The organism is Glutamicibacter sp. AOP5-A2-18, assembly GCF_052446055.1.
Lineage (GTDB): Bacteria > Actinomycetota > Actinomycetes > Actinomycetales > Micrococcaceae > Glutamicibacter.
Window position 1 is genome coordinate 920,713 of the sequence record NZ_JBQSVW010000001.1, and the last position, 25,719, is coordinate 946,431.

Consider the following 25,719-nt stretch of genomic DNA (forward strand, 5'->3'; position numbering starts at 1 on the left):
TCGGTAAAGTTATATCTCGTTGCATTCCTCCATAGCTCAATTGGCAGAGCATTCGACTGTTAATCGAAGGGTTACTGGTTCAAGTCCAGTTGGAGGAGCTCTCATAAAAATCCCGACTCGCTCAGCGAGTCGGGATTTTTTTATTTTCCTATGCAGCGGTGTTCCAAAGCCGCCGAGATTCCACGTACCAGAAGTAGGCAAATAGCCCGATCTGGAACCATTCGACGATGAACAGCGCCTCGTCAATGCCCGCAATGAGAAGAATCGGCCAGGCCATTAGCCCCAGCGCCATAAGTCCCAGAATGATCCGGTAGCGATTCGGCGTACCGCCGCTGGTATCTTCATGGCACATTGGTGCATGGCCTAGGTGGCTGGCGATGGCGATGCCCATTGAAATGATCAGCAAGAACGCTGCACTGGCATGAACCCAGGCGAAGGTTTTGCCTTCTATGCCACGCCAGATCAGCAACACAATGAAAACCGCGAGCAAAATGGTGCTGATCCATCCCAAAGTTTTCGTCAATGAGCTGTGCATCAGTGCCTTGTGAGGTGAATGGCTGGTTCCAAAACCCAACCAGACAAACGCGGCGCTCACGACCAAAACGGCGATGATGGCTACACGGACTGAGAGAATCAACTTGTTTTGATCAACCGGCGCCAGCGTGGAAAGCGTCTCGCCTAATTTTGTCGGGACCAAAGCGACAAACATGGCGTAGAACCCAGCCAAATTTAAGGCGTAGTCCTCTAGAGCCTCGCCGCTATATACCACCAACAGAGCTCCAGTAGTCACCAGCATGGCGACAAACAAATCGCGGGCAGGGCCCAAATAGTACGAACTGAGCGAGTCTTCGATGCCTTGGTTGACGACACCATAGATGATGATGGCCACCACCAAAAGCAACGGCACCACCAGCAACATGAGGCGCACATAGCGCAGGGTATCGCGACCTTGAGAGCGTTCATTAGTGGGAACCATATCAGCATTCTGGTACGAGGAAGCCAGATTAGCGAAGGGGACTTGCCCAGTCAGCGGAAATTAAGCTGGGCGCAAGCCAAACTGTGTACATGAAGGGCACCACCACGAGCTACGGCGTGGGAGAGCTAATAGTGGCGGCCATCGACGCCGGCGCGACAAAAATTCTGGTGGGTTGCGGTGACTCGGGAACCTCCGACGGCGGAACCGGAGCACTGCAGGCCTTAGACGCCAAGATTCTTGATGCTCAAGGACGCGAAGTTCCTGCTGGCGGCAATTACCTGGGCCGTATCGACCGACTGGACCTGGACGGATTACACCCAGTCTTGGCTGAGGGGAAAATTCAGATCACCATGGCGCTGAACCAACACAACGTGCTGACCGGTGCACGTGGAGTCGCCCGCGTCTTCGGGCCGCAGAAGGGCGCTACGCCACAGCAGGTGGAGCAGATGTCTGCCGGGTTCGAACGCTGGGCCTCAGTACTCAGGCGTGATGCCTTAGAAACTGCACGCTCCACCGATTTTGCGACGTGACCGGGAACCGGTGCTTCAGGGGGACTGGGCGCTGGGCTCGCGGCGGTCGGTGCGAGTCTTGTGCCTCGCTTTGAGGCGATCTTGGACTCGGGATTGGCCGGGATCGATTTGGATTCGATGTTGCGTGGGGCAGACCTGGTGATTACCGCCGAAGGAGCCATCGACTTCCAGACGCCCAAGGGTAAAGTCCCAGCCGAGATAGCGCGACGTGCATCGCTACACGGAGTCCCAGTGGTGGCGCTCGCCGGAACCTTGGGTCGAGGCTGCCGCGACGTGCATGACATCGGGATCGACGCGATCGCTTCTATTATGCCGATCCCAATGACCCTGCAAGAAGCGGTCGATGACGGGGAGAGGTTACTGATCGAAGCTTCCGAACGCTTTATGCGCACTATCATCTTGGGCGCCTCCATGGCAGCCGCGCGGCTTAGCCCGCGGGCTGCGTGGTAGGCGCAAAGCGCTACAAAACGTAGCTAGCAATCATTTGTGAAAGGGCGCGAATGTCGACTTTGCCTTTGAACTCTAGGCGAACTTTGCCCAGGGAACTGAACCAGAGATCCAGCTCGGCGTCGAGGTCAAAGGTGCCGGCTGTTTCAACAGAGAAGGACTGAACTTTTGAGTAGGGCAACGAGGTGTAGTCGCGTTTCTTGCCGGTCATTCCTTGCACATTTACGGCTATCAAGCGCTTGTTCGTGAAGACCACGTAGTCGCGGGCGCCTTTGAAGGCAGCAAGTAGCTCTTCGCCATGGACCAGCATGGGCATGACCTCTGGTGCTACGTGTGAAAGGTCCCAAGGGCCCAATTTGAATACGGAGGAATTATTAAAATCAATCATGTCCTGAGCGTAGATGAGACTAGGGACAATATAGAAAGCGACAATTTGCGCAATTTATTGTAGGCGGGCTCAAAATGTCGGCTGGCTCGGGTATGTTGAAATAATTAGAGCTTCAACCAAACAATGGGGGAATGATGCCGCAGCAACTTCGTTCGAAGATTGACCACGCTACCGGTGTGCGAGATATCCAAGAATACTTCCGGACGTTGGAAAACGGGCGGCCATTATTTTCTGGTTCGCGTTTCGAGACTCTTGGCGCAGAAAACAAAATTGATCCAAATCAGATAATGGCTACCGACCTAGTAGCTGTATCCATGCTCTCTGTAGATGTGCCAGCTCAGGCATCTTTGGGAATCCTCGAGACTTATGCAGAGGGAATTAGTGAACTACTGTCACAGATTCCTTCAGACTTGAAGTTCGAAGATCTGACGCGCGAGTCGTTCGATAAGTATCTGTCCACGGGGTCACCAGCAGACAAACTTTGGGCGCTTCTGCGCCAGCATGGCGACCGTTGGAACGTTGGCCCGACGACAGCTAGCAAGATCTTGGCTCGAAAGCGGCCAGAACTGATTCCAATTTGGGACTCAGTCGTCAAAGAGGTATGTGGAATCAGAAGCAGTGCAGAGCAATGGGAGATTTGGTTCGCTGCTTTTCATGATGGCTCGACTGAAGCGGCGGAATTCGTAGACAAGCTCCGATCGATCAAGACTGAAGCAGGCCAACCTCATTTGTCGCTGCTACGAGTACTAGACATTGTTTTGTGGCGACAAGGCAAGCTTGGCATTTCTTCAAGCGAGCAGGAACAGAGCTGAGAGCAAAAAACAGCTCAGGCGTGTTGATTAGTCCTCATGAGTGGGACTTATCAACACGCCTGAGCGTTAGCTAACTGAAGCTTAGATTTCGATAGCTGCTACTGCTCGAACAGCTCGCGCTGCCTCGGCACCCTTCTTGAGGAAGTGCTCGAAGTAGAAGTTCTGGTGCTCATCGTTGGAGTGGAAGTGGTGCGGGGTCAGGCTGACTGAGAACGTTGGTACGTCGGTATCAAGCTGAACGCGCATTAGGCCGTCGACCACGGCCTGGGCTACGAAGTCATGGCGGTAAATGCCACCATCAACGACCAAGGCAGCGGCAACAATCGCATCGTATTTCCCGGTCTTGGCCAAGCGCTGGGCCTGCAAAGGCATCTCGTAGGCGCCGGGAACGCTGATGGTATCAACCGTGTACTGGGTACCGGAGGCATCCATGTCAGCGGTGAAACCCGCCAGTGCCTGATCGACGATATCTGCGTGCCAGCTGGCCTTGATGAACGCAACCTTCAATGGGGAACTCATATAAATCTCTGCTTTCTGTCCGATAATGATCTGACTCTTAGACTCCAGCCTAATCACTGGTTGCCCAAGGGCTTAATGACCAAGAGAAACGGCGTAACTATGTGAAGTTAGCGCCAACCAAGCTGCGGAGCAACGTGTTTGAGTACCGACTCGATGACATGCGCGTTGTAATCCACGCCCAACTGGTTGGGGACAGTGAGCAATAAGGTGTCGGCAGCAGCGATCGCTTCATCTTCAGCCAGTTTTTTGGCCAGTTCGTCAGGCTCGCCGGCATAGGATTTGCCGAAGACCGCACGGGTCTTCTCATCGATGTTGCCAATCTGGTCCGAGCTGTAGCGGTCGCGACCGAAGTACTGCCAGTCGCGCTCATCGGTGAGCGCAAAGATGCTTCGGCTCACCGAGACCCGAGGCTCGCGCTGATGGCCGGCTTCTTTCCACGCGTCGCGGTAGAGCTGGATTTGCTCGGCCTGCTGGACGTGGAACGGTTTACCCGATTCGTCGTCCTTCAGGGTGGAGCTTTGCAGGTTCATGCCCAGCTTGGCCGCCCAGACGGCAGTGGCGTTAGAGCCTGAACCCCACCAGATGCGTTCGCGCAAACCAGGGGAGTGCGGCTCAATGCGCAGGAGTCCTGGAGGATTGGTGAACATCGGGTTGGGGCTTGGCTCGGCGAAGCCAACGCCAGTAAGAACTTCGAGTAGGCGTTCGGTGTGCCGGCGTCCCATATCGGCGTCGGACTCACCGTTTTCTGGTTCAAAACCAAAGTGGCGCCAGCCATCGACAACCTGCTCGGGTGAACCACGGCTGATGCCTAGCTGCAGCCGGCGATTGGAAATCAAGTCAGCGGAGCCTGCGTCTTCGGCCATGTATAGCGGATTCTCGTAGCGCATATCAATGACACCGGTGCCAATTTCGATGCGGTTGGTCTTGGCGCCGATGGCTGCGAGCAACGGGAAAGGGGACGCGTATTGCTGGGCAAAGTGGTGCACGCGGAAGTACGCACCATCCGCACCGAGCTCTTCAGCGGCCACTGCAAGATCAATGGCTTGCAGTAGAGCATCCGAGGCGCTGCGGGTGCCAGATTGCGGATGGTCGGTCCAATGACCGAAGGACAAGAATCCGATGTTCTTCATACTTGAACCAACAAGTAGCTCTGGTCGGTTATTCCTAGGACGATCTTGCTATCTGTCAGAACTGCCGGGCAGCGACGTCGGCTCGTTGTGAACCTAGGAGCACCGCTTCTAGCTGCGCGAAGGTCACCGGTTGACCGCGATCGGCGAGGTAGTCGGCAGCAAAACCAGCACGATCGGCAGCGTAGGTGAGCGTATAGCCCCCTGATTCGGGCTCGGTGCGCCAAGAATCAGCTAGGTTGCCAGCATCAACTGTGTCGAATCCCAGAGTTCGGATAAGTTCCAGCACTTCAGCCTTGGTGGCCTGATCATCCCCGAAAACGGGCAGTGCGGTCTTCGGTGTGGAGTGGGCAAGCAGTGGGATGTGGTGCGCCACGATGTTGTTAAAGGCTTTAACGATACTGGCGTCAGGAAGCAGAGCTGTTTCTAGCTCGGCCGTGGTGGATTTCAGAGAATCGAGAATCTCGATACGACCATCGCGGGCAGGGTAGTAGTTGCCGGTGGACAGTACCGTTTTGCCTGCTAGCGCCTGGGTGGGTAGTTGTGCGTAGGCCGAGAGAGGAATGGCCAAGACAATAATGTCACCAAACTCGGCTGCCTCAGTGGCGGTTGCAGCGTGCGCGTTGGAACCAAGGTTCTTAATGAGATCGGACAGGGATTCAGGTCCGCGTGAATTGGAAATGGCGACGGACAGTCCAGCTGCAAGAGCTAAACGTGCGATTTCTTGGCCAATCGCTCCACTGCCGATAATGCCGATGTTGTTAATGCTCATTTGTTTCTCCGTCTAAATCAACGTTGCTCTTGCGAGCGATTTCTTGTTGAACTGTGCTCATCAGTCCGGGGAATCGGTCGTCCAGTTCATCAGAACGCAACCAATTGCGGTGGCGAGTTCCGTCGACTTCTTGTCGGATTAGGCCTGACTCACGAAGAATGCGCCAATGACGAGTGAGTGCTGATTTTGAGACGCCAAAGTCAGAACTGCTGCACGCCCCGCCAGGCGTGGCAGCTATGTGGGCGATGATGGCGCGCCTGACTGGATCGGCCAATGCTGCCATGATTTGAAACAGATCCATCTCTTCCTTGGAAGGAAGGGAGAGGGGGCGTGTGAGGCGGCTTGCCACGATAAGTTCCTTCGCTCCACAGAGTGTATGTACGCATAAAAGCGTACATAAAAGTCATGTACGCGTCAAAGCGTACATTGGTGTCAGGATGAAATGCTGCTGTTTAGCGGTGCGCTAGTTGCTTGGCGTGAGGTGGTGCTGCCTCTATAGTTGCTTGCAGATTGATGGATGACCAGATCTCATCGAGCGATAGATTCAGTACGGTGGCTACGGCTGCAATGGTGGAGAAAGCGGGGGTGGCTACCCGTCCGGTTTCGATTTTCCGTAACGTCTCGGGGGATAAACCGGCTTCCAGCGCGACGTCGAGAATGGTGCGTTCGCCTCGTGCGCGTCGCAGGATTGACCCGAGAGTCTTTCCCTGTTCGAGTTCTTTGGCAGTGAGCGGCAATCTAACCATAAGAAAATTATAGTACCGGTACTATATGACCGGTATAGTTATTGGCATGATTGAAATTCTTACACCCGTTGAGGTGGATAAGGCTCGCGCATCCGGAGAACTAGTAGGCACCATTCTTGCCACGCTCAAAGAGCGGGTGCAAGTAGGCACAAATCTGCTAGAAATCGATGCCTGGACCAAAGAGATGATTCTGAGTGCAGGTGCCGAATCATGCTACGTCGACTACGCGCCATCCTTTGGTAATGGTCCATTTGCTCACTACATCTGCACCGGCGTTAATGACGCTGTGCTGCATGGGCTGCCACGTGATTACAAGCTGGTCGAGGGTGACCTGCTCTCGCTGGATTTGGCAGTTAAACTGCACGGCATCGCCGCGGACGCTGCGATTAGCTTCGTAGTTGGTTCCGCGGGTTCTGCTGAAGATCAGAAGCTGATTAAAACCACGCAGCTCGCGTTGGCCGCCGGAATTGCCGCAGCGAAGCCCGATGCCAAGGTCGGTGACCTTTCCTATGCAATGGGGTCGGTCATCAAGGCCGCCGGGTACAAGGTCAATATGGAATTTGGTGGACACGGCATTGGCAGCACCATGCACCAAGATCCGCACGTATCCAACGACGGCCGCCCGAACCGTGGCTATAAACTGCGCCCCGGTCTGCTGCTGGCGCTGGAGCCATGGATCATGACCAATACGGATCGATTGATCATGGACAAGGACGGCTGGACCTTGCGTAGTGCTACCGGCTGCCGAACTGCTCACACCGAGCACACTATTGCCATCACCGAAACCGGCGCGGAAATCCTGACCCTGCCACTCAGTTAATGCCACTAGGCGTTGGGCAGTTGTTGCGTTCCGGCCCCTCGCCGACGTAATGCCGGTTCGATATTTGTCGGCGAGGTGGTGCAGCAACCACCACCGCACGAGCCATGGTCGGAGCACGGTTTGAGCGTGTTGCCGGTCTGTGTGGAGACATCGGAATGGCTTTGTCCTAGAACGACAAATCCGGCGTCGGTGATCATCTGTAGATCAGCCCGCGAATCCTGGCCCTCACTGGTTAGGTAGTCTCCGAGGAATAGTGAATTGGCGACCTCCAGCGCGGTGGCCTGCAATGAGCGCAAATGCATTTCTCGACCGCCGGCAATCCTCACCTCCTTATCTGGGCAGGCCATGCGAACCAGGGCAAGAATTCGTAGGCAAGCTAGCGGGGTGAGGTTCCATGTTCCCTCAAGCGGAGTGCCGTCAAAGGGCATGAGGAAGTTGATCGGAATGGAGTCTGCGTTCAGTTCCCGCAGCGCAAATACTGCCTCAACAAGCTGTTCATGAGATTCGCCCATCCCCACGATGAGCCCTGAACAAGGGGACAGGCCGCTGGCTTGGGCCTGCTGAACTGTGGCCACCCGCTCATCAAAGTCATGTGTGCTGCAGATTTCCGGGTACATGGACTCTGCGGTATTCAGGTTGTGATTGTAGGCGTCGGCACCCGCTGTTTTTAGGCGGTCTGCCTGACCATCCTTGAGAATTCCGAGGCAGGCGCATACTTCAACGCCAGGGTGCTCGTCCTTGAGTGAGTTAATTAGGCCCGCCACGCGATCGACATCGCGATCCGAAGGGGATTTTCCGGACGCAACAAGACAAACGCGCGAGGCACCACCTGCAATGCCCAGCCCGGCTTGGTGCACCGCCTCTTCGGTTTTTAGCCACGTGTATTTCAAGATTTGTGCTTTGGAACCAAGGCGCTGGGAGCAGTACGTGCAATCTTCGGGGCACAGGCCTGATTTGAGATTCACCAGATAGTTCACCTTGACCGTGTTGCCAAAATACCTACGTCGTAGTCGCCCAGCTTCATTGACCAATCTGAAGGTATCGGCGTCGCTGGTAGAAAGTAGGCCAAGGGCTTCACTGGTTGCCAGTCGGTGGCCCTGCTTGATGCGTGTAGCTAGTTCAGCGAAAGTTGTGGTGTTTTTTGGTTGGGTTTCGGCTGACATGGATCCCTTAGATGTTGTTGGTAGCGGCGTCCTACAGATTCTTGAACACTGTTCAATTGTGATAACTAAACTAGCACGGAACAAATCAGGAATGGCGATTTCTGGATTATTACACTCTCGTTCGCCATGTCGGGACCCACGCTAGGGTGGGGACTACAGCTGAAATACGCTGCCTTGGAAAGGAGCGCCGTGAGAGCGAATCACGATTGGGAATTGGTTGGAATCGAACGAGCAAAGCTTGCAGAGATTCTAGGAAATCTGAGCACGCAGCAGTGGCAGGAATCCACGCTGTGTGACCAGTGGCAGGTTCGTGACGTCGTGGCGCATCTGGCCGCGGCAGGCGCAACAGGCACCGGCGCGTGGCTCGTCAACATGCTCAGCAGTGGCTTTAACACTGATCGGCATAATGACCGCCTGCTTGGTAGATACTTGGGGTCCGACCCCGAAGCAACGCGGGAAAATTTTGAGCAGACAGTACACAAAACGGTGGCGCCACTGAACTCAACGCACGGCTTACTGACAGAAATAATCGTTCACGGCCAAGACATTGCCGTGCCGCTGGGCATCAAACTGGAGCCATCGCGTCAAAGCCTCAGGCTGGTCGCAAGTTTTATGGCAACGAAGAACTTTGCCGTCAACAGCCATACGTTGGTCAAAGACCTGAGAATCAGTGCCACCGATTATCCATTTGCCCATGGTGAGGGACCGGCGGTCACTGGAAAACTATTGGATTTGGTGATGGTCATGGCCGGGCGCAAAAACTTCGTGGCCAAGCTGGACGGTGAAGGTGCCGCTCAGATTGGACGGCGGCTTTCTTAAAAACCAGAAGAAAAACGCATCGCGCCACACGATGACTGTGTGACGCGATGCGTTCGAAAGCTACGGTCTAGCTTGCCGGAATCACCGCGGTAGCCAGCGGATTTTCCAGGTCGCCGGCATAAAGCAGACCTGAGGACTGATCGGTGAGATCAAGCATTTGCTGATGATTGCGCAACTGCAATCGGTTCAGGCACGAGAGCGGGAAGGAAGACTCAAAGAGTCCCAACTCGTCAAAGCGCCCAGCAAACTGCGGATGCTCTGAACGGTATTCCAGCAAGCGTTGCGCAACAACGCTCCAGAACTCTTCTTCTGCCAGTACACCTTCGTTGTCCAACAGCGGAGCAAGGAAGCGGAAGAACGAATCAAAGACGTCGGTGAAGACCGAGAGCACCGGATCACCACCGGTACGTACCCGACGAATTTCTTCAGGTAGCTCTACACTGTCAGAAAGCACCGCTACCTCTTCGCCCAGATCCTTATGCAGAACCTTGCGAACCGCACCGTTTTCCAGAACCATGATCACGTTTTCCCCGTGTGGCATGAAGACCAGATCGTAGGCGGCCAAACAGTGGACCAACGGCACCAAGTAAGCATCAAGATACTGCGCCAGCCAAGTCGACGGTGCCAAACCGCTGCGACGAATCAGCGCGGCGGCGAAAGAACGACCTTGGGCATCCACGTGTAGCAGGCTGGCCATGGTGGCCAACTTTTGGTCTTCTTCCAGGAGGTTGATCGGCGACTCGCGCCACAAGGCGGCCAGCATCTTGCGCTGTGGATCTGATTTCACGGTGGCCGCTTCAAACTGAGGATTGCGATAGCCCACCGCGGCCACTTCGCGCAGCAGCGAAACTGGTTGAGCGCTGAGTACTGGGTCGTTCTCGAACAGTTCTCCCAACCATTGATTGATAGCCGGGGTGACTTTCATGTACTCGGCGCTGAGTCCACGCATGAAGCCCATATTCAGGATCGACATCGCGGTTTTCACGTAGTGGCGAGTTGGCTTCGAGAGGTTGAAGAAGGTGCGGATCGACTGCTGGGCTTGGTACTCATCGTGACTAGAGCCAAGCCAGATGAGCTGTTTGCGGGCAATATCGTTGGCGAAGGTGATGGACAAACGGTTTTCCCACTGCCACGGGTGCACCGGCATGAAGATGTAATCCTCAGGCGAGTATCCGGTGCCAAACAATGCCGATGCTAACGCGTCATCGAGCTGTTTGCGTTCCTCCGGGCTCAGCTCTTCGGCCAGCAGCGTTTCATAATCCAGGGTGCTGATGGAATCGAACTGGGCACGCGATGTGTGGGCGGCAGCCCAGCCGAGGTTCAGCGCGGAACCGGTCTCGGGGGCAAAACGTAGATAGTCGCTACGTCCCACACCCATGCGTCCGTTGTTGGCGACAAAGCACGGGTGGCCTTCGGTCATTGACGACTCAATGAGCTGGAAGGATTGTGCCGCGGTGCCTGGGAATTGTGCCAAAGCCGCCGAATCATGGGTGGTGTGCACCTGCTTGTAGCAGTGGCTGGACAGCGTGGAGGAGAGCTCTTCCAAATAGGTCGGCAACTGCGCAGGGTTCAGCGTGAGTTCAGTGGCGAACAGCGTGACGAAGTTGATGACATCCACGTCTGCAGGTTGCCAGGATCCGTCGATGAATTCTAGATGTTCGATGCTGGCCGGCTGAACTAACCAGTGGTTGAGTTGGAAACGACGTGCGGTGAAGAGATAACGATGTCCCTGTTTCTGCACACAGTAGGTGTCATCACCTTGTTCGGCCGGTTCCAAAAGTCGTTCGTGTGAGAACTCGCCCAGGGCTTTGGCCAGCACATGCCTGTTGGCTTGCTCCCACTGTTCGGGGCTAAGGAAGGAAGAACTTAGGTTGTTGCCGGTGGCGCTCTCAAAGTCGTTGCGGGTACAAATCGAGAGAAGTGCCTGCTTGGTGGAACCATCGTGCTCGGCCAGTTTGATGGGGCGAATCGGTCGGAAACCAATACGCGCATTCAGTGCGTGGATGGCCTTGTTGCGAACATCCGGTTCAACAACAAGGCGCTGAACGCCGGGCTTGGCGAAAGCATACTGCGCTGCGGCAGTCAGGGCTTCTAGGGTGAATCCCGGCGCAGGGCTCTGGGTTGCTGGAGACAAGAAGTGGAGGCCGCGATCACCTCGGACGTAGTTATACGCATCGGCTAGTGGCGAGGTGGCCGGGTTGTAGAGCTCGATGAGGAACCGAGCCGTGCCATCGTGATCCAGACCTAGGAGCACCTCGTAGTCTTCGGTGTCCAACAAGTTGGAGTATTCCTCGAAGATTTCGTTAGACGTAGCGTTGGGCATGCCCCAGAAAGCGGCGTGTTCGGTGGCGATCCAGGAATGCAGCAAGTCGGTGTCTTGCGGCAGGGCAACGGAGCGGAAAGTGTAGTTAGGCATGAATATTTGTCCTTAGGCGTGCAGGTTGGCGGGGGAGGCGGTCGGTAGTCCAGTCAGCTGAGCTGCCCCAAATTCTTGGAAGGCGATTCGCTCTTCGACCGGGTACACCTCGCGGCCGGCGATGCGGTTGATGATGACCGAATTACGGTAGGCCCCCATGCCAAGATCTGGCGCGGTGAAGCCATGGGTGTGCAGTTCAGCGTTTTGCACAAAGATGTCCTGCTCACTACCGATTGAATACTCGCGGTCAACGTTGAACCGGCCATCGGCCAGGTATTCGATGCGTTGGGAAATCCCGCTGAGGAAGTCCGGGACACCTGCACGGTAGCCGGTAGCCATCACCAGATTGTCGACGACAAAATCTAGGTCCTCATCGGTGCGCTCATGATGCAAGCTGATGGCGATGCCTTCGGCAACCACGTCGATATTCTTCGCGGCGCAACCGGTGCGAAGGTGCACATTGGCTGCACCATCAATGCTGCGTTCATAAAGCTCTTCGTGGATCTCATTGATCAGATCCGCGTTGATGCCTTTATATAGACCCTTCTGCTCCGCATTAAGCTGATCGCGTTTGGCCATAGGCAGGCCGTGGAAGTGGTCGATATATTCCGGCGAAGTCATTTCCAAAGTGAGTTTGGTGTATTCCAGCGGGAAGTAGCGTTCAGAACGAGTAGCCCAGATGAGGTGATCATCTTCTGGCACGCTCCGCAGTAGATCAAGGAAGATTTCTGCTGCGCTCTGACCGCTGCCTACAACGCAGTGCACTTGCGGGCGTGAGGTATCACCGGCAGGCGCTAGTAAGGCATCACGCTCGAAGAGGTATTGGCTGGAGTGGATAATTTTGCCGGTCTTGGCAGCGGCGTCGGTAATCACCGGTGGCAAGAATGGTTGGGTGCCGGTTCCGAGTACTAGTTTGTTGGCGGTGAAGTGGCTCAGACCAGCTTCGGTCAATACCGACAGGTGGTAGCGGCCATCGCGGTATTCGGTTTCCAATACGCGGTGGCCAAAACGCACACTGTGAATATTTTCAGCGGCCCACGCCAAATAGTTGGAGTACTCCTGACGTAGCGCGTAAAAGTCTTCGCGGATATAAAACGGGTAGATCCGCTGTTTGCTCTTGAGATAGTTCAGGAATGAGTATTTGTTGGTGGGGTCGGCAAGGGTCACCAGATCGGCCATAAATGGAACCTGCAAGTGGGTCCCGGGCAGCATCATGCCTGGATGCCAGATGAACTGGTCGCCGGCTTCGAGGACAGCAACGTTGAAGTCCTCAATTCCATCGGTCAGTGCAGCAAAACCAAGGTTGAAGGGGCCCGCTCCGATGGCAATAACATCAAAGTGTTCGTTTGGCTGATTCATGCGTTTTCTCCAGTGGTGCGCTCGGTGAGGATCTGCGTGCCGGTGCGGCAAATAGCGTCGAGGATTTCGCTGATATCGCTCAGCGTGGTGTTGGGGTTGAGCAATGTGAGCTTGAGCAGGCGTTTGCCAGCCACAGTGGTGGCAGCGATCATTGCTTCACCGCTGGAATACAGGCGTTGACGGATCTGGTTGGCCAGCTGGTTGTGCTCTTCAATTTCCAATGGATGGCTGGGGTCTTCGAAGGAGAAGACCAAAGTGCTTAGCTGGACATCGGCAACCAGGTGAAGTTGGGCGCGCATGGCGACTTCTTGTTGCGCGTCTTCGGCCAGGGCGATGACTTGATCAAACATTGATCCCAGACGTTGGACGCCGAGCGTGCGTAGGGTTACCCACAATTTCAGAGCGTCAAAGCGGCGCGTAGTCTGCAAAGACTTTGACACCTGATTAGGAGTAGCGGCTGCCTCGGAGACCGGATTGAGGTATTCGGCGTAGTGCGCGATCGATTCAAAACTTGATGCCGCTTTTACGATCAAAGCACTGGAACCGATGGGCTGGAAGAAGGACTTGTGATAATCCACGGTCACCGAGTCAGCCTGTTCGATACCATCCAGACGATGCCGGTGTCGTTCTGAAAGTAGTAGCCCGCATCCATAGGCGGCATCAACATGCAGCCAGGCGCCGAACTCGGTAGCCAGCTGACGTAGTTCCGGTAACGGATCGATGGCGCCGAAGTCGGTGGTCCCGCTGGTGGCTGAAATCGCCATGGGTACCAGCCCGGATTTACAATCCTGACCCTTCTATGGGTTCTGTCAAGGGACCAGCACGCGTAGCCGACGAAAAACTTTCCGAACGATGTACCGTTTCAGCACCCGTTTGATTTCCCGGTAGCTCAGCCCCTCAGCCTTGCGTTTCTCCACGTAGTCCTTGGTCTGAGGATCGAACTGCATCCGTACCTTGGCAATGACGTCCACCGCTTGATTCAGCATCCTGTCACCATGCCGATTAAGCCGGTGCCGTACCGTGTTCCCGGAGGATGCCTGCAACGGAGCGACCCCAGCCATAGACGCGAATGCCGCTTCAGAATGTACTCTGCCTGTGTGCGAGTAAGCGATCAGGATCCACGCAACAGTCACCGGCCCGTACCCGAACTCGGCGGCCAGCCCGGGGGCCATCTGCTCATCCAATTCAGCCATTTGTGTCTTGTTTGCGGCCAGTAGCTTGTCGGCGTCAAGCACCGCCGTGGCCAAGCGACTGGCCTCAGCCCTCGCGTAGCGTTGCGCTACCGAATCGGTGGGGTGCTCACGCCAGGCGCTGATCTGTTTGACCTGCATGTCAGTGAGTGCTTTACGCACATCAACACCGAGGTCGATTTCTCGTGCCAGAGCCGTCAGGGCATTGCGGTTCCGGGTGCGTTCAGCGTCGATGCGTTCGCGGCTGGCAACCAGTACGTTCAACGCTGAGCGCGTGCCTTCGGCGCGGGGCGTAAGCAGACGCTCGGTGTCCTGATAAAGAATGCCCATGGCCGCTGCGGTGGCGTCGATCTCGTCGGTCTTGCCCACCCTGGCACGGGCCTGTTTACGTGGTGGTTTGACCTCGACCACGGGGAACCCAGCCATGGTCAGGGCATGGGTGATGGTGGCCCCGTAAGACCGGGTTCCTTCCACTGCGGCCAGCAGGGTGCCGGTAGTGCGTTTGGTGATCCAAGCCAAGGTCCTGTTCATGCCGGCAGGGCTGGTCGGAAAGGCCTGGCAGGCTTCTCTGCTCCCGGTGCGGGTGTTGATTATGGCGTAGGTGTGGGTTCGTGCGTGGGTGTCGATTCCGATGACGTAGTCGTATGTTTCTGCAACGATGGTCATGACGGTTTCGCCTCCTTCATCGGTTGGTAGCCGTTATGGTTGGCACCGGTCCGGGAAAGAGTTCTTGGCAGGCGATTCTCTAATGAGTCACGCACCCGGTGGGGTGCGGACGGCCTTCTATGAAGCCATGTCAAGGGGCCGGGCTGGTGTCACCAGCTACGACGGACACGTCAGGCTAAAGTCACTCAGAATACTCTAAGGACAGAATTAGTGTGAGTCACATCGTGGCTGGTGGAACCTATCCTGCCAGCGGGTCCCAGACCTGCCAATAACCATTAGAGAATTAGTTGGGCTCGTAGGGCCTGAGCATCCATGCGGTGCTGGGCATCGGTAGAAATGGCAACAGCTGCTTCGTAGCCCAGTCCTAGAAGCATCGCTGCGTTGCGGATCGAGAAGTGCGCGTCTTCGGAGCAGTAAATTCTCAAGTTGGCCAGTCGCTGAGGCAATGGGCCTTTCAGTTTGGCTGTGGCGGTGTTGCGAGCGATGAGCATCGCCTGCAGGTTGGACTGAGTGCCACCGGAGGTGAAGATCCCATCAGCCTGTACTGAGTCGTAGCCGATGAGGCTAGCGGTGAAGTCAACCAATTTTCGCTCAATGTGTGTGGCCGCCGCGCTTTGGTCGAAGGTATCCATTGAGGTGTTGATGCTGGTAACGAAGTTTTCTGCCACGACTGCCGGCAACGCTACAGGGCAGTTCAGGTGTGCGGCGTACTTCGTGTCGTGGAAGTACACCGCGTCCTTGAGGTACAGGTCGTTGAGTTCTGCGAATGACTCCTCGGTGGTACCGAGGGGAAGATGCAGATCAACGTGGTTGATCTTGGTTGCCATCTCTTGTGGGGTCGGTCCGGTCGTGGGGGCGTGAACGGTTTTGAACTTGTTGGCGACAATGGTTGCTGCCCTGTGAGAGGTTTCTTCGTAGATTTCCGCCGTACTCGCGCACAAGAGCGCGTTGTCGTAGAGCGGCACTGGAACATCAGGGAATTGCAGGGTAGGTAGTGAGGCACCCAAGAGCATGCTCCTCAGATAGGATCGAAAGATATTTGGTCAGGCTCACCTAACAAGAATCTATTAACAACACAAAGTAATTAGTTAATGCAAACCGACTAACCCATGTCGAGTCGCGGTGAGATTTTTTCGACCTTTTGCTTGCTGGGTGCGCCTGTTGTGATAAATTGACCGTTGACCTGATGTTTGAAGCTTCATCTATTTACCCTGAGAGCGCGAATGCCGCATGAAGTCCTCGGGTTCTAGCCTTTTTAGGTTTCGCTAATTGTTTGATTGCAATTTGCGGGTAATCCAAATATGCTCAAGCGGTTAGATCAAGGAGACTCAGGTGACCATCGATGAGGCCAGGGGAAGTCAAGGTAGCCAGCGCTACTTGATTACTTCCAACGCGTCCGACGCCGCCGCTCGAGGCTTGGGTGACATCACGATTGACTTGCTCTTTGTCTCAGCACTGGGAGCGAGCGCATTCCAGATGGGCCTGCTCAACACACTGGGCTCGCTGGCTTTTGTTTTCGCCAGCGTCCCGGCTGGTCATCTGGTCGACAAATACTCGGCACTGCGTTTCCTGCGTATTGGACTGAGCGGAAAAATCGCCGTGATGATGTGCCTGGCGATTTTGGCGTTTGCCGGCGTGCTAAGCATCGCCATGGGCATGCTGCTGTGCACCTTGTTAGGTGTCTGCAACGTATTTTCGGAAACTGCGCAGACCTCGGCCGTTCCGCGACTTATCGGAATGGGTCCTGAACGCAGGTCTTCGAGCATCAGCAAGCTCATAGCCCGACTCAGCGCGGCAGACCAATCGATGACGGTCATCGTGCCAGCGCTCGCCGGTACCGGATTTGCCTTGCTCGGCGCACCAGCTCTGCTGGGTATATCTGCAGCGTTGGCCGTATTGGCACTCATGCTCGCATTGCGGATTCGCGATCATCGCCATGTGCCCAAGGCAGATCTAGCTCAGGGGCCAACGCCGGAAGAAGGTGCTGTCCTCGCCGGTGTCAAGTACCTGTTTGCACACCGAGAACTTAGAACCGTGACGATGGTTGTGGCACTTTCCAATCTGGGATTAGCCATCGGCTCCTCCGTTGAAGCCATCTTCATCATCAATGACCTAGGCTTCGGCGAAGTCGGGTTCGGTCTTTATGCCTCGGTTTGCGCGGTTGGCGGACTGATTGGAGCCATGGCTGCCAGCAAAGTAGTAGGACACTACTCGGCGGCGAAGTTACTGTTGTTAACCGGAGTAGTCCAGACAATCTTGGCCGGATTTGTATTGTTAGCCGCCTTTGTCGGCGATTTTTGGAGCATCGTATTGCTAGCCATCCACGCACTGGGATGGGGGAGTGTGACGCTGATCTTTAATATCGCGGCCTCCTCATGGCTGGTGGAACTTGTTCCGGAAGCGTTATTAGGCCGAGTGCTTAGTGCTCGCCGACTCTTTACCTTTGGCGCCATACCGCTGGGAAGCCTGCTCGGTGGTGTTCTGGGTAGCGCCTTCGGAATCGTCGCTGCGCTCATTGGGTGGGTAGGCGCCGCTCTGATCGCAGTCGTGTGGTTCTGGATCATGCGCCACCCGGCGAAGCGCTAGGCTGGAATACATAAGCTTCCGAAGAACCGAAGGCAACTGCGCCCGTGAAATTAGTTATCGACGCCCGATACACCCGCATCACCCATCATGACGGAATCAGTCGCTACACCGCTGGTCTCATCGCGGCAACAAGCAAACTCGCCGACGTCACCATGCTGATCAACGACACCCGGCAATTGGCGATGCTCCCTGACGTTCCCTATCTGTTAGTCACGGCACCAACTAGCGTGCTGGAACCATTAGTTGCGCTGCAGATTAATAAGCTCAAGCCCGATGTGGTCTTCTCTCCAATGCAAACCATGGGCACGATCGGAAGAAAATTCCCGGTCATTCTAACCTTGCATGATCTGATTTACTACGCGCACCCGCACGCACCGAAGTTCCTGCCAGCACCGATTCGGGCCGGATGGTTCCTCTTCCATCAGGTCTATTGGCCACAACGCTTGTTGCTGAATCGAGCCGATGCGGTGGCCACCGTCTCGAACACGACGGCTGATCTGATGCGCAAGCACCGACTGACCAAGAAGCATATTGGTTTGGTATCCAACGCGCCGACCGGAAATTTTGTTCGCCGGGACCCCTCGCTGACACCCAAAAAGACGTTGCTCTACATGGGCTCCTTCATGGAGTACAAAAACGTTGAAACTTTGCTTCGCGCGATGCAATACCTGCCGGAATTCGAGCTGCACTTGCTTAGCGGAATCAATGAACAACGTTCTGCGGAACTGCGTGCGCTGATTCCCGATGGTGCCAGCGTAGTGTTCCACAACGGAGTCAGCGACGAAGAATACGAGCAACTGCTCAGGGAATGTACCGCTTTGGTGACGCTCTCGCGTGAAGAAGGCTACGGGCTTCCGCTGGTTGAAGCGATGAGTATGGGTACTCCTGTAGTCGTGACCGATATGCCGATCTTCAGGGAGGTCGCCGAAGACGCCGCGTTGTACGCCTCGCCGGATGACGCACAAGAGTTTGCGCAACAAGTACGTAAGTTGGATGAGCCTACAGTCTGGGAAGAGTATTCGCAGCGTGCAGTTCACCGTGCAGAACACTATTCGTGGCAGCGCTCCGCACAGCAACTATTGGAGTTAGCCAAGTATGCCTCAGATCACAAGAAGCGATGAAGCGGATCTAGCTCTGAGGCCTAGCGAGGTAGTGGTTCAAATCGCCGAATTTTGGGGATAAATCACCGGTGGCGCCACCGAAGCTCGCCGATTTGAAAACCTGAGTTGGCCAGTGCTAAAGTATTACTCGTTGCATTCCTCCATAGCTCAATTGGCAGAGCATTCGACTGTTAATCGAAGGGTTGTTGGTTCAAGTCCAACTGGAGGAGCTCATTTGGGCCCCGGTTCTCATTGCGAGGATCGGGGCCTTTTTCATTTAAGATCTCTTGGCCGATTAGTTGTCCAATGGTGACATTGAGGAGCCCTGAAACTTTCATGAGCTCTTCCACCGAGAATGACACTTTCCCAACAAGTCGTTGCGACACTGCACCTTGAGACAGACCTAGGGTGGCGCCGAGATCCGCCTGGCGCAGCTCTTTGCGAGCCAGCCACCCTTTGATTTCAAGTCCCATTCGTCGGTCGATTTCGGCTTGCTTGGTCGTGCGCTCCGGTGTGATAGTCATACTTCTACGGTACTTGGTGAACTACACCGAAGCAATGTTGAGGTAGTGAAAATTTAGCTGAGCCGATATTCGGGCTTGCTTTTATATTAGCTGAGCTATTACGTTAACCGTATGAGCAATTATTCAAAGATCGTTAGGTCCAATATTCTGGCTGAGTTTGGGCGCAAGGATATTTATCAAGCACGAGCAGCTGAGTGGATTAACATCTCGCCGGCAGCATTCGGTTTTCGTCTCAATGGAAAGACTGATTTCCGTTTAGGGGAACTCGTAACTCTGGCAGAACAGCTACAAGTTCCATTCTCAACTCTTGTGCACGGGCTCGATGAAGTGGTCGCTGAACACCATGAGTCGGTGGCGTCATGAGTGAGGTCATGGACCATGAATCGACGGTTTACGACGGTCAGATTATCGATAGTGAAAATGGATTATCGGTTGAGTCCGAACCAGTAGTGATGGATGCGCAGCGTGCACGTCACCTCACCGACCAGATCCGACAGGGCCTCGAAATCACCTGGAACATGATTGTTGAGGTCTACTCCGGACGGGCTTGGAAAGCTTTGGGGCACACTTCGTGGCGGGATTATTGTGTCAAGGAATTCGGTAACCACCACTTGGCGAAGGCTTTGCCTCGCGGTGAGCGCGATGAATTGTTCGTTGAGCTCCGAGAAGCGGGGCTGAGTACCCGCGCCATTGCCTCAGCTACGGGCGCGAGCAAGAGCACGGTGAATCGCGCGCTTTCAGGTGAGTCATTTGACTCATCTGCCGTAAACGAGGATTCAGGTGTCCCAAATGGGACACCTGACAATCCCGCACCCAAAGTTGAGGGAGAGGATGGCAAGTTCTACAACGCTTCCCGTCCTGCTGCGCGTAAGTCTGTTTCAGACGTACCAGAAGTTCTTGACGGACAAAGCGACATCAATGACGCCCTGGACGAACCAATCACGGATTTCGGTATCGCCCCGGTAGACACCGACGAGCTGCTTGCAAAGAATGCGCGTAATCGCCGCTTGGCTGCCCGGAAGCTCACTGGCGTTGGAGGGCATGACCAGGCACCGCTGCCGATGGTCATCAATCTCGCAGGCCAGGTTGCCATCACTCCTGCAGAAGCAGATGAGCTGGACGATGAGGAAGTCATCACGCTGTTCGAGGAAGGCTCTCGCGGTGTCATGGTCCTGGCCCAGCTCATGAAATCACTGGATCCAGGTTCCCTTGACGATTTGCAGACTCGCCGCGAAGTGCGCGCCAACTTGAACAGCTGCCAAGACCTGATCGATGAAGTCCTGACCATTTTGGAGGGTAAGTAATGCGACAGAACCCTGAAAGTCAAAGAAGTGTCCCCCAGGGTCAGCATTTGGAGGCGACACCTGGGGGACTGGAGGCTTCTAATCATCGCAATGACCAGAGGCGTAGCCAGTTTACTTCACAGGGACGGGCACAGTCCACCGGAAGCGCGCGACGCATCAACCCCGACTCCATCAAGATGCTGTGGTTCGTAGTTGCTGGTGTTATCGGCTTGGGCTGCATCTCCTTCATGGTCTCTTTCGCCGGCCTTGTTGCCGTTGCTGAATGGGCGGGGATCCCGCGTGGTCTGCGTTGGGCAGTGCCGGTGTTCATTGATGCCGCGATCCTGATTTATGCCCTGGCGATCTTGATTCACCGTGCCCGTGGCGAAGCGACCTGGGCATCATGGCTGACCTTGTCCACGTTCAGCGTGATCTCGGTCCTGGCCAACATCGGACATGTCCTGCTGATGCCAGGACACGGAGGGTTCCAGCAATGGATCGGTGCTGCCGTCGCGGGCATGGCCCCTGTCGGTGTTTTTGCAGCCACCGAAGAACTAGGCCGGCTGGCCATCGAACGCCCCGGGCATAAGAACGAGGTGTCCGAAGAACTTGTCCAAGTTGGTGATGACCGTCCAAATCCGACACCTCCGACGACACCGCAAGGGCCTGGCCCGCGTGAGCTCGAAGACACTGTCCGGACAGAAGAAGACACCAACGACACGACCCTGGACACCAACCCGGACATGCCACCAGCTGTCGCGGACACCGAGTCCGAAGAACTGGTCGGCGCATCAAACAGCACGACACCTGTCCAAGAACCGGCAGCTACTATTCCTGCTGAACCTGCCTCGACACCACTGTTTAGCCAAGTCAGCCAGCCTGACACGGCAATGTCCGAGCCAGCGGACACCGCAGAGGAGCCTGTCGCTGAACATGTCGCAGATACGACGCCGGCAGAAGAAGCCGCGACACCGACCTGGGACATGATCAGTGTTCCCAAGCCTTTGTCCGAGCTCCGTTCCGGACAGATCCCGGTAGTTGCACCTGCTTCCGCTCCTGTCCGCGACACGACAACCGCATCCCCGGTGCATGAAGACACCGTGTCCGAGACAACTGAACCTGTCCAGGAAGACAAGCCCGCTGCAGCAGCTGCCGTGTCCGAATCTGGACATGCTGCACTGCCGAGCATGCGGGTCATTCATTCCTTGGATCCAGCCGAGCAGGAAGACCGGATCATCGAAGGATTGCTGGCCGAGCACGGCAAGGATCTAACCGCCAAGATGATCGCGGATGCTCTGGGCAAAGTGCCCCGCACCGGGCAGCGCAAGCTTGTCGCCTTGAAGAAGAAGCACCCGGAAATTTTCGGTGCTGAAACCACCGCATCGAAGGAAGCTTAGCCATGAATATGACCAAGAAGTATCAGTCGATGACGCCAAGAAACCAGATCATGGTTCGGGCGAGCCTGTTCATCGCGATCAACGTAGGCCTAATGGCGGCTAGTTTCTACCAGGCCTATCGAACACTGATTGACTATCAGTCGGGCCAGACGGTTCATTTGGTCTTTTACATCCTGTTTGGGCTAATGCTGCTGGTTTTCACGGTAAAGGTCGCACGCGAAACGAGAACCGCCGTGGAATACCTCGATGTCACCAAGCAAATCACCGAATGGCAGAGCCGGACTCGCCGGGAAGGTGAGCGACCATGAAGAACCTCGGACTGATCCAGCAGACCCAAGCAGAGATTGCCGCAGCTTCCAAGAAGTACTTGTCGGCTCGAAACACCTCGGTCCAGGCAAAGGAGGGGGTGGCTCTCTTTGCTGTTTCCGTGACGTCGAGCGTTGTCGTGGGCTTGGTTTTCACGTCCGGTGCTGATGTTGCCGGCTATCTTGTTATCGGCGTCTTCCTTGTGGTGGGTCTTATCCTGGCGTCGCTCATGCTGCAGTTGGAGGCTTTCAAGCTCTACAACCAGGGGCGACGGACGTCCCTGGGGCTGTGGGCTTGGACTGAAACCAAATCAAGCCGTGCGAGACGTGAAGCAGCCGCAGCAAGGGCCGAGGAGCTGGAGGCAGAAATCATTTGGAAGTCCGAAATGATCGAAGTTTATGTCGCCCGCGAGTTCGAGAACCAGGGCAAAGGCAATTTTGTGGTTTTCCCCGACGTCGTCGCGGGACGCGAATTGCACTTGGGCATTCGTGGCACTGAGAACATCCGTTGGGCTGAGCACCTGGGAAACCCACGGCACCCTGCACCAATGGTGAAAGTCGTCCACGCTGACGGCCAGCAGGTATTGAAAGCCCTTTCAGCTTCAGCAGCTCACAGTCTCGTCTTGATCGATCCACTGCAAGCAGTGAGGGGACTGTGATGCGGAAGGTATTGAAGTGCATCAAGGAGAACTGGTTTTGGGTCTTCGGGGCCCTTGTCATTGTTGGCTCGATTGGCGGCTTGTTTATGTTCTATCCCGAGTTCTACCTCTGGCCGGTCCCGGGCGGATTGCGGAACTAGGAGGGGCACGATGACCAAAGGTAAAAAACATGCGCCTGGTACTCGTTCTAGGACTGAGGTGTTCCTAGTCGTGGATCCGGTGCAGGACTACGAGGAATCTGAAACTGTGCTCGGGGTCTACGGGAGCTTGGCGGCAGCGAAGTACGCGGTGAGGTTTCACCGCCGCTACACCTACTACAGGGTGGGGCTGCGCAGCTTGCAGGATGCGAACTATGGCGCGATGTCGAGGGAAACGCTGGTCCAGCGGTGGGCTGGAGAACAAGTGCTGGAGCAATGGACTTTCCGCAATAACACGCTGGACGAGACCAGCGAGTGGATTCATGAGGATTTTAGAACGAAAGGAAGGGCAGCATGAGTAACGAAGCTCAGGCATTGACGAGGAAGATGGCCGGATCCGGCGCGTTTTCTTCGACGCAGGTCATCGTGATGATGCTGTTGGCCGACCACGCTGACGAGAAGTGGTCCTGCTTCCCTTCCGTGGAACTCCTGATGCACCACTCGCAGCTCAAGGAGCGCACGGTGCGGGCGTGCTTGAAGGGACTGAGCGAAAAGGGCGTCCTGGTGATCCGGGAACAGCGGTCACAGGCCACGGGCGCCCAGCTGGCCAATCGCTACGTCTTGAACCGGAAGAAGATGGCCGAGTTCGCCCAGGACGGCGAGGCAAAGTGGCAGCTGGCCCAAGCTCGGAAAAAAAGCACGCAGAAATGAGGTGCGCACAGGCGGCTATAGGACCGATCAACATCTCAACGGATTCCAAGTTGAGGGCCCTGCTTATGGCATCCTGGTCTCCGAAACGCCAAGGGGTGCATCTGCTGCACCCCATCCAGATCCGCATGTTTCTGCCCCTGCATCTGATGCACCCCTACCCCCTGCATCTGATGCACCCCTACCCCCTGCATCTGATGCACCCCATCCAGATCCGCATGATTTGGCCCCTGCATCTGATGCACTCCATGCCGATGGGGTGCAAATGACTGCAGGATGGGGTGCATATGACTGCAAAAACCCTAAGGTGCCTTTAAAAGGAACACGCGCGGATTTAATCATCAATCAGGAATCATCAATCGACGCGCGGACCACCGGGACGGCAGCGGCGACTCAGCCAGCCGACGTGATGATGATTGATTCGAAGTCCCAACCTTTTTCCGGCGAAGCCCAGATCGTCAATGGCGCCCCGGTGCCGGCACCGGCTGCTGCGCCTGCGGCGCTGGTTCATCGCGGCGTCACTGTCGCCCACCTGGTGCCGTTGATCCCTGAATCGATGCGGGACTGTCCGAGCAGCAGCTGTGTCAGGTCATCGACGTTATTCTGAACCGGGCTGGAACCGATGTGCTCCACAAGCTCCGCTACGTCGCCAAGGGCTGTCAAAAGGCCCCTGACGAGCTTTTGGCGTTCATTGGGGCCATGGCGCAGCAGTCCACCCAAGAAGCGCTCAACGAAGATCCTGGACACGTAGAGGGCTTCATCGCTGAATGCGCGAAGCACTACTGGAGCTACAAGAACCCTGATGCGATCTGCCCCAGCTGCAGAACCGATCACCTTTGCTGGTCAGAGGATTCCGGGGAACCACGCCCGGCCAAGCCCCAGCCAGGGGATTTCCGAACCGATATCCGCATCGACCCCAACGAGATCCAGAACAGTGATTCCGAAGTCCCAGACCTGCCGTGGGGGCCGGAGGATCAACCCGGCTTCTAAGTCGAAGATGGCGTAGCTGGAGGCACGCCGCAACGATTCACCCAGTCGCAGCAACACCATTTGGAGGCAATGGCCATGACCGAGGCAAACATTTTGCAAGAAGACGTAATTCGTCTTCTTGATGAAAGTGAACCAGCAATCCGTTCGGCAATGCGCGGATTCAGCCAGCAGGACATCGACGATGTCAAGCAGGACGCCTGGCTGAAAATCCACGACAAGCTCGACACCGTCAAAGACCCTGCCAAGCTGCCTGGGTGGATCCGCAAGGTAGCCCGCAATACAGCCCTCGAATTCGTGCGGGACACGAATCGGAAGAACCGGAAACAGGAACATTTTGAATCCATGAGCGATGCACGTGAACAACTGGCCATTTCGGTGAACTCACCGGATTTCGCGCAGGCCATAGACGACGAGCACTCCGCGTTTGAGACCTTGTCCACGCTCATGCCACGCGTCGAATCACTCATGGCCAACAAGGTCACTTGCGCCCGGGCCGTCGAACTGATTACCAGGTACTTCGATGATTCGAAAACCGCTGCGAAAGCCATGGCAGTGAGCGAAAGCGTGGTTCGCCAGGCGAAACGCGAGTTCATTCTCGTCGCTTTGACGATTAGCAAGGCTTTGGACCTGAGGCAGAAGCACCAGGTCCTCACTGGAAAAGTCCTGTTGCAGTGCCTGCCCGATGGCGAGGGGGAATCGGGCACGTGGATCCACGACATCATGCAGCAAATGCTGGAACTTGGCGGGCCTGCCAAGGCCAGTGTCGAAGAGCTGTGCTGGCGTACCGGCTACGCGGAAAACTCGGTCCGCCAGTACAAGGCCGAAGCTGAGCACCTTGCACGCATTGTGGCCAGCATTTTCAACGAATCAACGCCGGAATCGAAGTAAAGGAGAGCAGGATCATGGGTACCACAGAAAACACCAACAACGAGTCGGCTTCTACCGAATCCGAGCAGCGGAATCAACATGGCCAGGATGTGCAGGAATTGACGCAGCAGCTGGCTTCATTGACACGGGAGATGCAGGATTTGAAGCGCCGGCGCAGCCCCTGGATCATTCGCGCCGCTCAAGGAGTGAAGCAACGAGTACGAACGGTGGGGCAGTCCTGGATGGAACGGTCGGTTCCTACAGGCCAAGCGGATGCAGAAGCCGTGAAGCAATATCCTTCCTGGATCCAGAAACTTGTGGCGACAACACGGGGGAAAACCATCCTGGCCATATCTGCAGTACTGGTCCTGGCCGGCTACTGCTTCCTCATGTTCGGGCTGGTACGGTAGCCT

At 55.8% G+C, this 25,719-nt stretch carries 29 protein-coding genes, 2 tRNA genes and 2 pseudogenes; 19 read left to right on the forward strand and 14 right to left on the reverse strand.

Going from position 1 to position 25,719, the window contains the following annotated elements:
• The first annotated feature begins 25 nt into the window (after nt 1-25).
• Nucleotides 26-98, forward strand: a tRNA-Asn gene (locus ACT3RW_RS04390).
• Nucleotides 99-148: 50 nt separating this feature from the next.
• Here the strand turns inward: ACT3RW_RS04390 and ACT3RW_RS04395 are convergent.
• Entirely contained in the window at nt 149-976 is an 828-nt protein-coding gene (locus ACT3RW_RS04395) for a hypothetical protein (protein WP_444612942.1), read from the reverse strand.
• A gap of 89 nt (nt 977-1,065) precedes the next feature.
• Between ACT3RW_RS04395 and ACT3RW_RS04400 the strand changes: the two are divergent.
• Nucleotides 1,066-1,956: pseudogene (locus ACT3RW_RS04400) on the forward strand (glycerate kinase family protein).
• A 10-nt stretch (nt 1,957-1,966) separates the two neighbouring features.
• Here ACT3RW_RS04400 and ACT3RW_RS04405 read toward each other — a convergent pair.
• Entirely contained in the window at nt 1,967-2,341 is a 375-nt protein-coding gene (locus ACT3RW_RS04405; protein ID WP_444612943.1) for a PH domain-containing protein, read from the reverse strand.
• A gap of 131 nt (nt 2,342-2,472) precedes the next feature.
• On the opposite strand from ACT3RW_RS04405, the gene ACT3RW_RS04410 reads away from it, so the two are divergent.
• The gene (locus tag ACT3RW_RS04410; protein ID WP_444612944.1) at nt 2,473-3,153 is read left to right on the forward strand and encodes a DUF6308 family protein; all 681 of its coding nucleotides are present in this window, start codon (nt 2,473-2,475) and stop codon (nt 3,151-3,153) included.
• Between the two features lie 81 nt (nt 3,154-3,234).
• On the opposite strand, the gene ACT3RW_RS04415 is transcribed toward ACT3RW_RS04410, so the two are convergent.
• The 5 genes from ACT3RW_RS04415 to ACT3RW_RS04435 all read right to left on the reverse strand — a co-directional run bounded on the left by ACT3RW_RS04415 (nt 3,235) and on the right by ACT3RW_RS04435 (nt 6,317).
• Nucleotides 3,235-3,672, reverse strand: a complete 438-nt coding sequence (locus ACT3RW_RS04415) for a 6,7-dimethyl-8-ribityllumazine synthase (protein ID WP_444612945.1) — start codon at nt 3,670-3,672, stop codon at nt 3,235-3,237.
• A 107-nt stretch (nt 3,673-3,779) separates the two neighbouring features.
• Nucleotides 3,780-4,802, reverse strand: coding sequence for an LLM class flavin-dependent oxidoreductase (locus ACT3RW_RS04420; RefSeq protein ID WP_444612946.1), 1,023 nt, complete (start codon nt 4,800-4,802; stop codon nt 3,780-3,782).
• A 55-nt stretch (nt 4,803-4,857) separates the two neighbouring features.
• Nucleotides 4,858-5,571 carry an NADPH-dependent F420 reductase gene (locus ACT3RW_RS04425; protein ID WP_242632573.1) on the reverse strand — a complete coding sequence of 238 codons (714 nt, stop codon included), beginning with the start codon at nt 5,569-5,571 and terminating at the stop codon, nt 4,858-4,860.
• Entirely contained in the window at nt 5,561-5,872 is a 312-nt protein-coding gene (locus tag ACT3RW_RS04430) for an ArsR/SmtB family transcription factor (protein ID WP_207306522.1), read from the reverse strand. The genes ACT3RW_RS04425 and ACT3RW_RS04430 overlap by 11 nt, the downstream gene beginning before the upstream one ends.
• A 151-nt stretch (nt 5,873-6,023) precedes the next feature.
• Entirely contained in the window at nt 6,024-6,317 is a 294-nt protein-coding gene (locus ACT3RW_RS04435) for a helix-turn-helix domain-containing protein (RefSeq protein WP_444612947.1), read from the reverse strand.
• Nucleotides 6,318-6,363: 46 nt separating this feature from the next.
• On the opposite strand from ACT3RW_RS04435, the gene map reads away from it, so the two are divergent.
• Entirely contained in the window at nt 6,364-7,137 is a 774-nt protein-coding gene (map, locus tag ACT3RW_RS04440) for a type I methionyl aminopeptidase (protein ID WP_444612948.1), read from the forward strand.
• Nucleotides 7,138-7,142: 5 nt separating this feature from the next.
• Here map and bioB read toward each other — a convergent pair whose 3' ends face one another.
• Nucleotides 7,143-8,300, reverse strand: coding sequence for a biotin synthase BioB (bioB, locus tag ACT3RW_RS04445; protein WP_131090044.1), 1,158 nt, complete (start codon nt 8,298-8,300; stop codon nt 7,143-7,145).
• Between the two features lie 189 nt (nt 8,301-8,489).
• Here bioB and ACT3RW_RS04450 point away from each other — a divergent pair, with 189 nt between their 5' ends.
• Nucleotides 8,490-9,119: a maleylpyruvate isomerase family mycothiol-dependent enzyme gene (locus tag ACT3RW_RS04450; RefSeq protein WP_444612949.1), complete on the forward strand. Its 630-nt coding sequence runs from the start codon at nt 8,490-8,492 to the stop codon at nt 9,117-9,119.
• A 67-nt stretch (nt 9,120-9,186) separates the two neighbouring features.
• Here the strand turns inward: ACT3RW_RS04450 and ACT3RW_RS04455 are convergent, their stop codons facing one another.
• From ACT3RW_RS04455 to ACT3RW_RS04475, 5 genes and pseudogenes are all read right to left on the reverse strand, one after another.
• The gene (locus ACT3RW_RS04455) at nt 9,187-11,535 is read right to left on the reverse strand and encodes a GNAT family N-acetyltransferase (RefSeq protein WP_444612950.1); all 2,349 of its coding nucleotides are present in this window, start codon (nt 11,533-11,535) and stop codon (nt 9,187-9,189) included.
• A gap of 12 nt (nt 11,536-11,547) precedes the next feature.
• Nucleotides 11,548-12,894, reverse strand: a complete 1,347-nt coding sequence (locus ACT3RW_RS04460; protein WP_131090041.1) for a lysine N(6)-hydroxylase/L-ornithine N(5)-oxygenase family protein — start codon at nt 12,892-12,894, stop codon at nt 11,548-11,550.
• Nucleotides 12,891-13,670 (reverse strand): annotated as a pseudogene (locus tag ACT3RW_RS04465) (pyridoxal phosphate-dependent decarboxylase family protein); the annotation flags it as partial. The gene ACT3RW_RS04460 and the pseudogene ACT3RW_RS04465, both read right to left, overlap by 4 nt.
• 33 nt (nt 13,671-13,703) lie before the next feature.
• Complete coding sequence (locus tag ACT3RW_RS04470; RefSeq protein ID WP_444612951.1) at nt 13,704-14,750, reverse strand: IS110-like element ISAar41 family transposase; 1,047 nt, start codon at nt 14,748-14,750, stop codon at nt 13,704-13,706.
• 275 nt (nt 14,751-15,025) lie between these two features.
• A complete protein-coding gene (locus tag ACT3RW_RS04475; RefSeq protein ID WP_444612952.1) occupies nt 15,026-15,757 on the reverse strand; it encodes a pyridoxal phosphate-dependent decarboxylase family protein in 732 nt (243 codons plus the stop codon).
• 325 nt (nt 15,758-16,082) lie between these two features.
• On the opposite strand from ACT3RW_RS04475, the gene ACT3RW_RS04480 reads away from it, so the two are divergent.
• The 3 genes from ACT3RW_RS04480 (at nt 16,083) to ACT3RW_RS04490 (ending at nt 18,666) form a co-directional block, all read left to right on the forward strand.
• Nucleotides 16,083-17,336 (forward strand): MFS transporter, encoded by a 1,254-nt coding sequence (locus ACT3RW_RS04480; RefSeq protein ID WP_444612953.1) that lies wholly within the window; start codon nt 16,083-16,085, stop codon nt 17,334-17,336.
• A 44-nt stretch (nt 17,337-17,380) separates the two neighbouring features.
• On the forward strand, nt 17,381-18,457 hold the full coding sequence (locus ACT3RW_RS04485; RefSeq protein ID WP_444612954.1) for a glycosyltransferase family 4 protein: 1,077 nt from the start codon (nt 17,381-17,383) through the stop codon (nt 18,455-18,457).
• Between the two features lie 136 nt (nt 18,458-18,593).
• Nucleotides 18,594-18,666, forward strand: a tRNA-Asn gene (locus ACT3RW_RS04490).
• On the opposite strand, the gene ACT3RW_RS04495 is transcribed toward ACT3RW_RS04490, so the two are convergent.
• Nucleotides 18,628-18,960, reverse strand: a complete 333-nt coding sequence (locus ACT3RW_RS04495) for a helix-turn-helix domain-containing protein (protein ID WP_444614615.1) — start codon at nt 18,958-18,960, stop codon at nt 18,628-18,630. The genes ACT3RW_RS04490 and ACT3RW_RS04495 overlap by 39 nt on opposite strands.
• A 111-nt stretch (nt 18,961-19,071) precedes the next feature.
• On the opposite strand from ACT3RW_RS04495, the gene ACT3RW_RS04500 reads away from it, so the two are divergent.
• The 11 genes from ACT3RW_RS04500 to ACT3RW_RS04550 all read left to right on the forward strand — a co-directional run bounded on the left by ACT3RW_RS04500 (nt 19,072) and on the right by ACT3RW_RS04550 (nt 25,716).
• A complete protein-coding gene (locus ACT3RW_RS04500) occupies nt 19,072-19,323 on the forward strand; it encodes a hypothetical protein (RefSeq protein ID WP_444612955.1) in 252 nt (83 codons plus the stop codon).
• The gene (locus tag ACT3RW_RS04505; protein WP_444612956.1) at nt 19,320-20,264 is read left to right on the forward strand and encodes a hypothetical protein; all 945 of its coding nucleotides are present in this window, start codon (nt 19,320-19,322) and stop codon (nt 20,262-20,264) included. Before ACT3RW_RS04500 ends, ACT3RW_RS04505 begins: the two co-directional genes overlap by 4 nt.
• Nucleotides 20,264-21,640, forward strand: coding sequence for a DUF2637 domain-containing protein (locus ACT3RW_RS04510; protein ID WP_444612957.1), 1,377 nt, complete (start codon nt 20,264-20,266; stop codon nt 21,638-21,640). Before ACT3RW_RS04505 ends, ACT3RW_RS04510 begins: the two co-directional genes overlap by 1 nt.
• A gap of 2 nt (nt 21,641-21,642) precedes the next feature.
• Nucleotides 21,643-21,948, forward strand: a complete 306-nt coding sequence (locus tag ACT3RW_RS04515; RefSeq protein WP_444612958.1) for a hypothetical protein — start codon at nt 21,643-21,645, stop codon at nt 21,946-21,948.
• Complete coding sequence (locus tag ACT3RW_RS04520; RefSeq protein ID WP_444612959.1) at nt 21,945-22,604, forward strand: hypothetical protein; 660 nt, start codon at nt 21,945-21,947, stop codon at nt 22,602-22,604. Before ACT3RW_RS04515 ends, ACT3RW_RS04520 begins: the two co-directional genes overlap by 4 nt.
• 150 nt (nt 22,605-22,754) lie before the next feature.
• Entirely contained in the window at nt 22,755-23,099 is a 345-nt protein-coding gene (locus ACT3RW_RS04525; protein WP_444612960.1) for a hypothetical protein, read from the forward strand.
• A complete protein-coding gene (locus ACT3RW_RS04530) occupies nt 23,096-23,452 on the forward strand; it encodes a helix-turn-helix domain-containing protein (RefSeq protein WP_444612961.1) in 357 nt (118 codons plus the stop codon). Before ACT3RW_RS04525 ends, ACT3RW_RS04530 begins: the two co-directional genes overlap by 4 nt.
• Nucleotides 23,453-23,714: 262 nt before the next feature.
• On the forward strand, nt 23,715-24,056 hold the full coding sequence (locus ACT3RW_RS04535; protein ID WP_444612962.1) for a hypothetical protein: 342 nt from the start codon (nt 23,715-23,717) through the stop codon (nt 24,054-24,056).
• 17 nt (nt 24,057-24,073) lie between these two features.
• The gene (locus tag ACT3RW_RS04540) at nt 24,074-24,439 is read left to right on the forward strand and encodes a hypothetical protein (RefSeq protein ID WP_444612963.1); all 366 of its coding nucleotides are present in this window, start codon (nt 24,074-24,076) and stop codon (nt 24,437-24,439) included.
• Nucleotides 24,440-24,514: 75 nt separating this feature from the next.
• Nucleotides 24,515-25,327: an RNA polymerase sigma factor gene (locus tag ACT3RW_RS04545; protein ID WP_444612964.1), complete on the forward strand. Its 813-nt coding sequence runs from the start codon at nt 24,515-24,517 to the stop codon at nt 25,325-25,327.
• Between the two features lie 14 nt (nt 25,328-25,341).
• Nucleotides 25,342-25,716, forward strand: a complete 375-nt coding sequence (locus tag ACT3RW_RS04550) for a hypothetical protein (RefSeq protein ID WP_444612965.1) — start codon at nt 25,342-25,344, stop codon at nt 25,714-25,716.
• Nucleotides 25,717-25,719 lie beyond the last annotated feature (3 nt).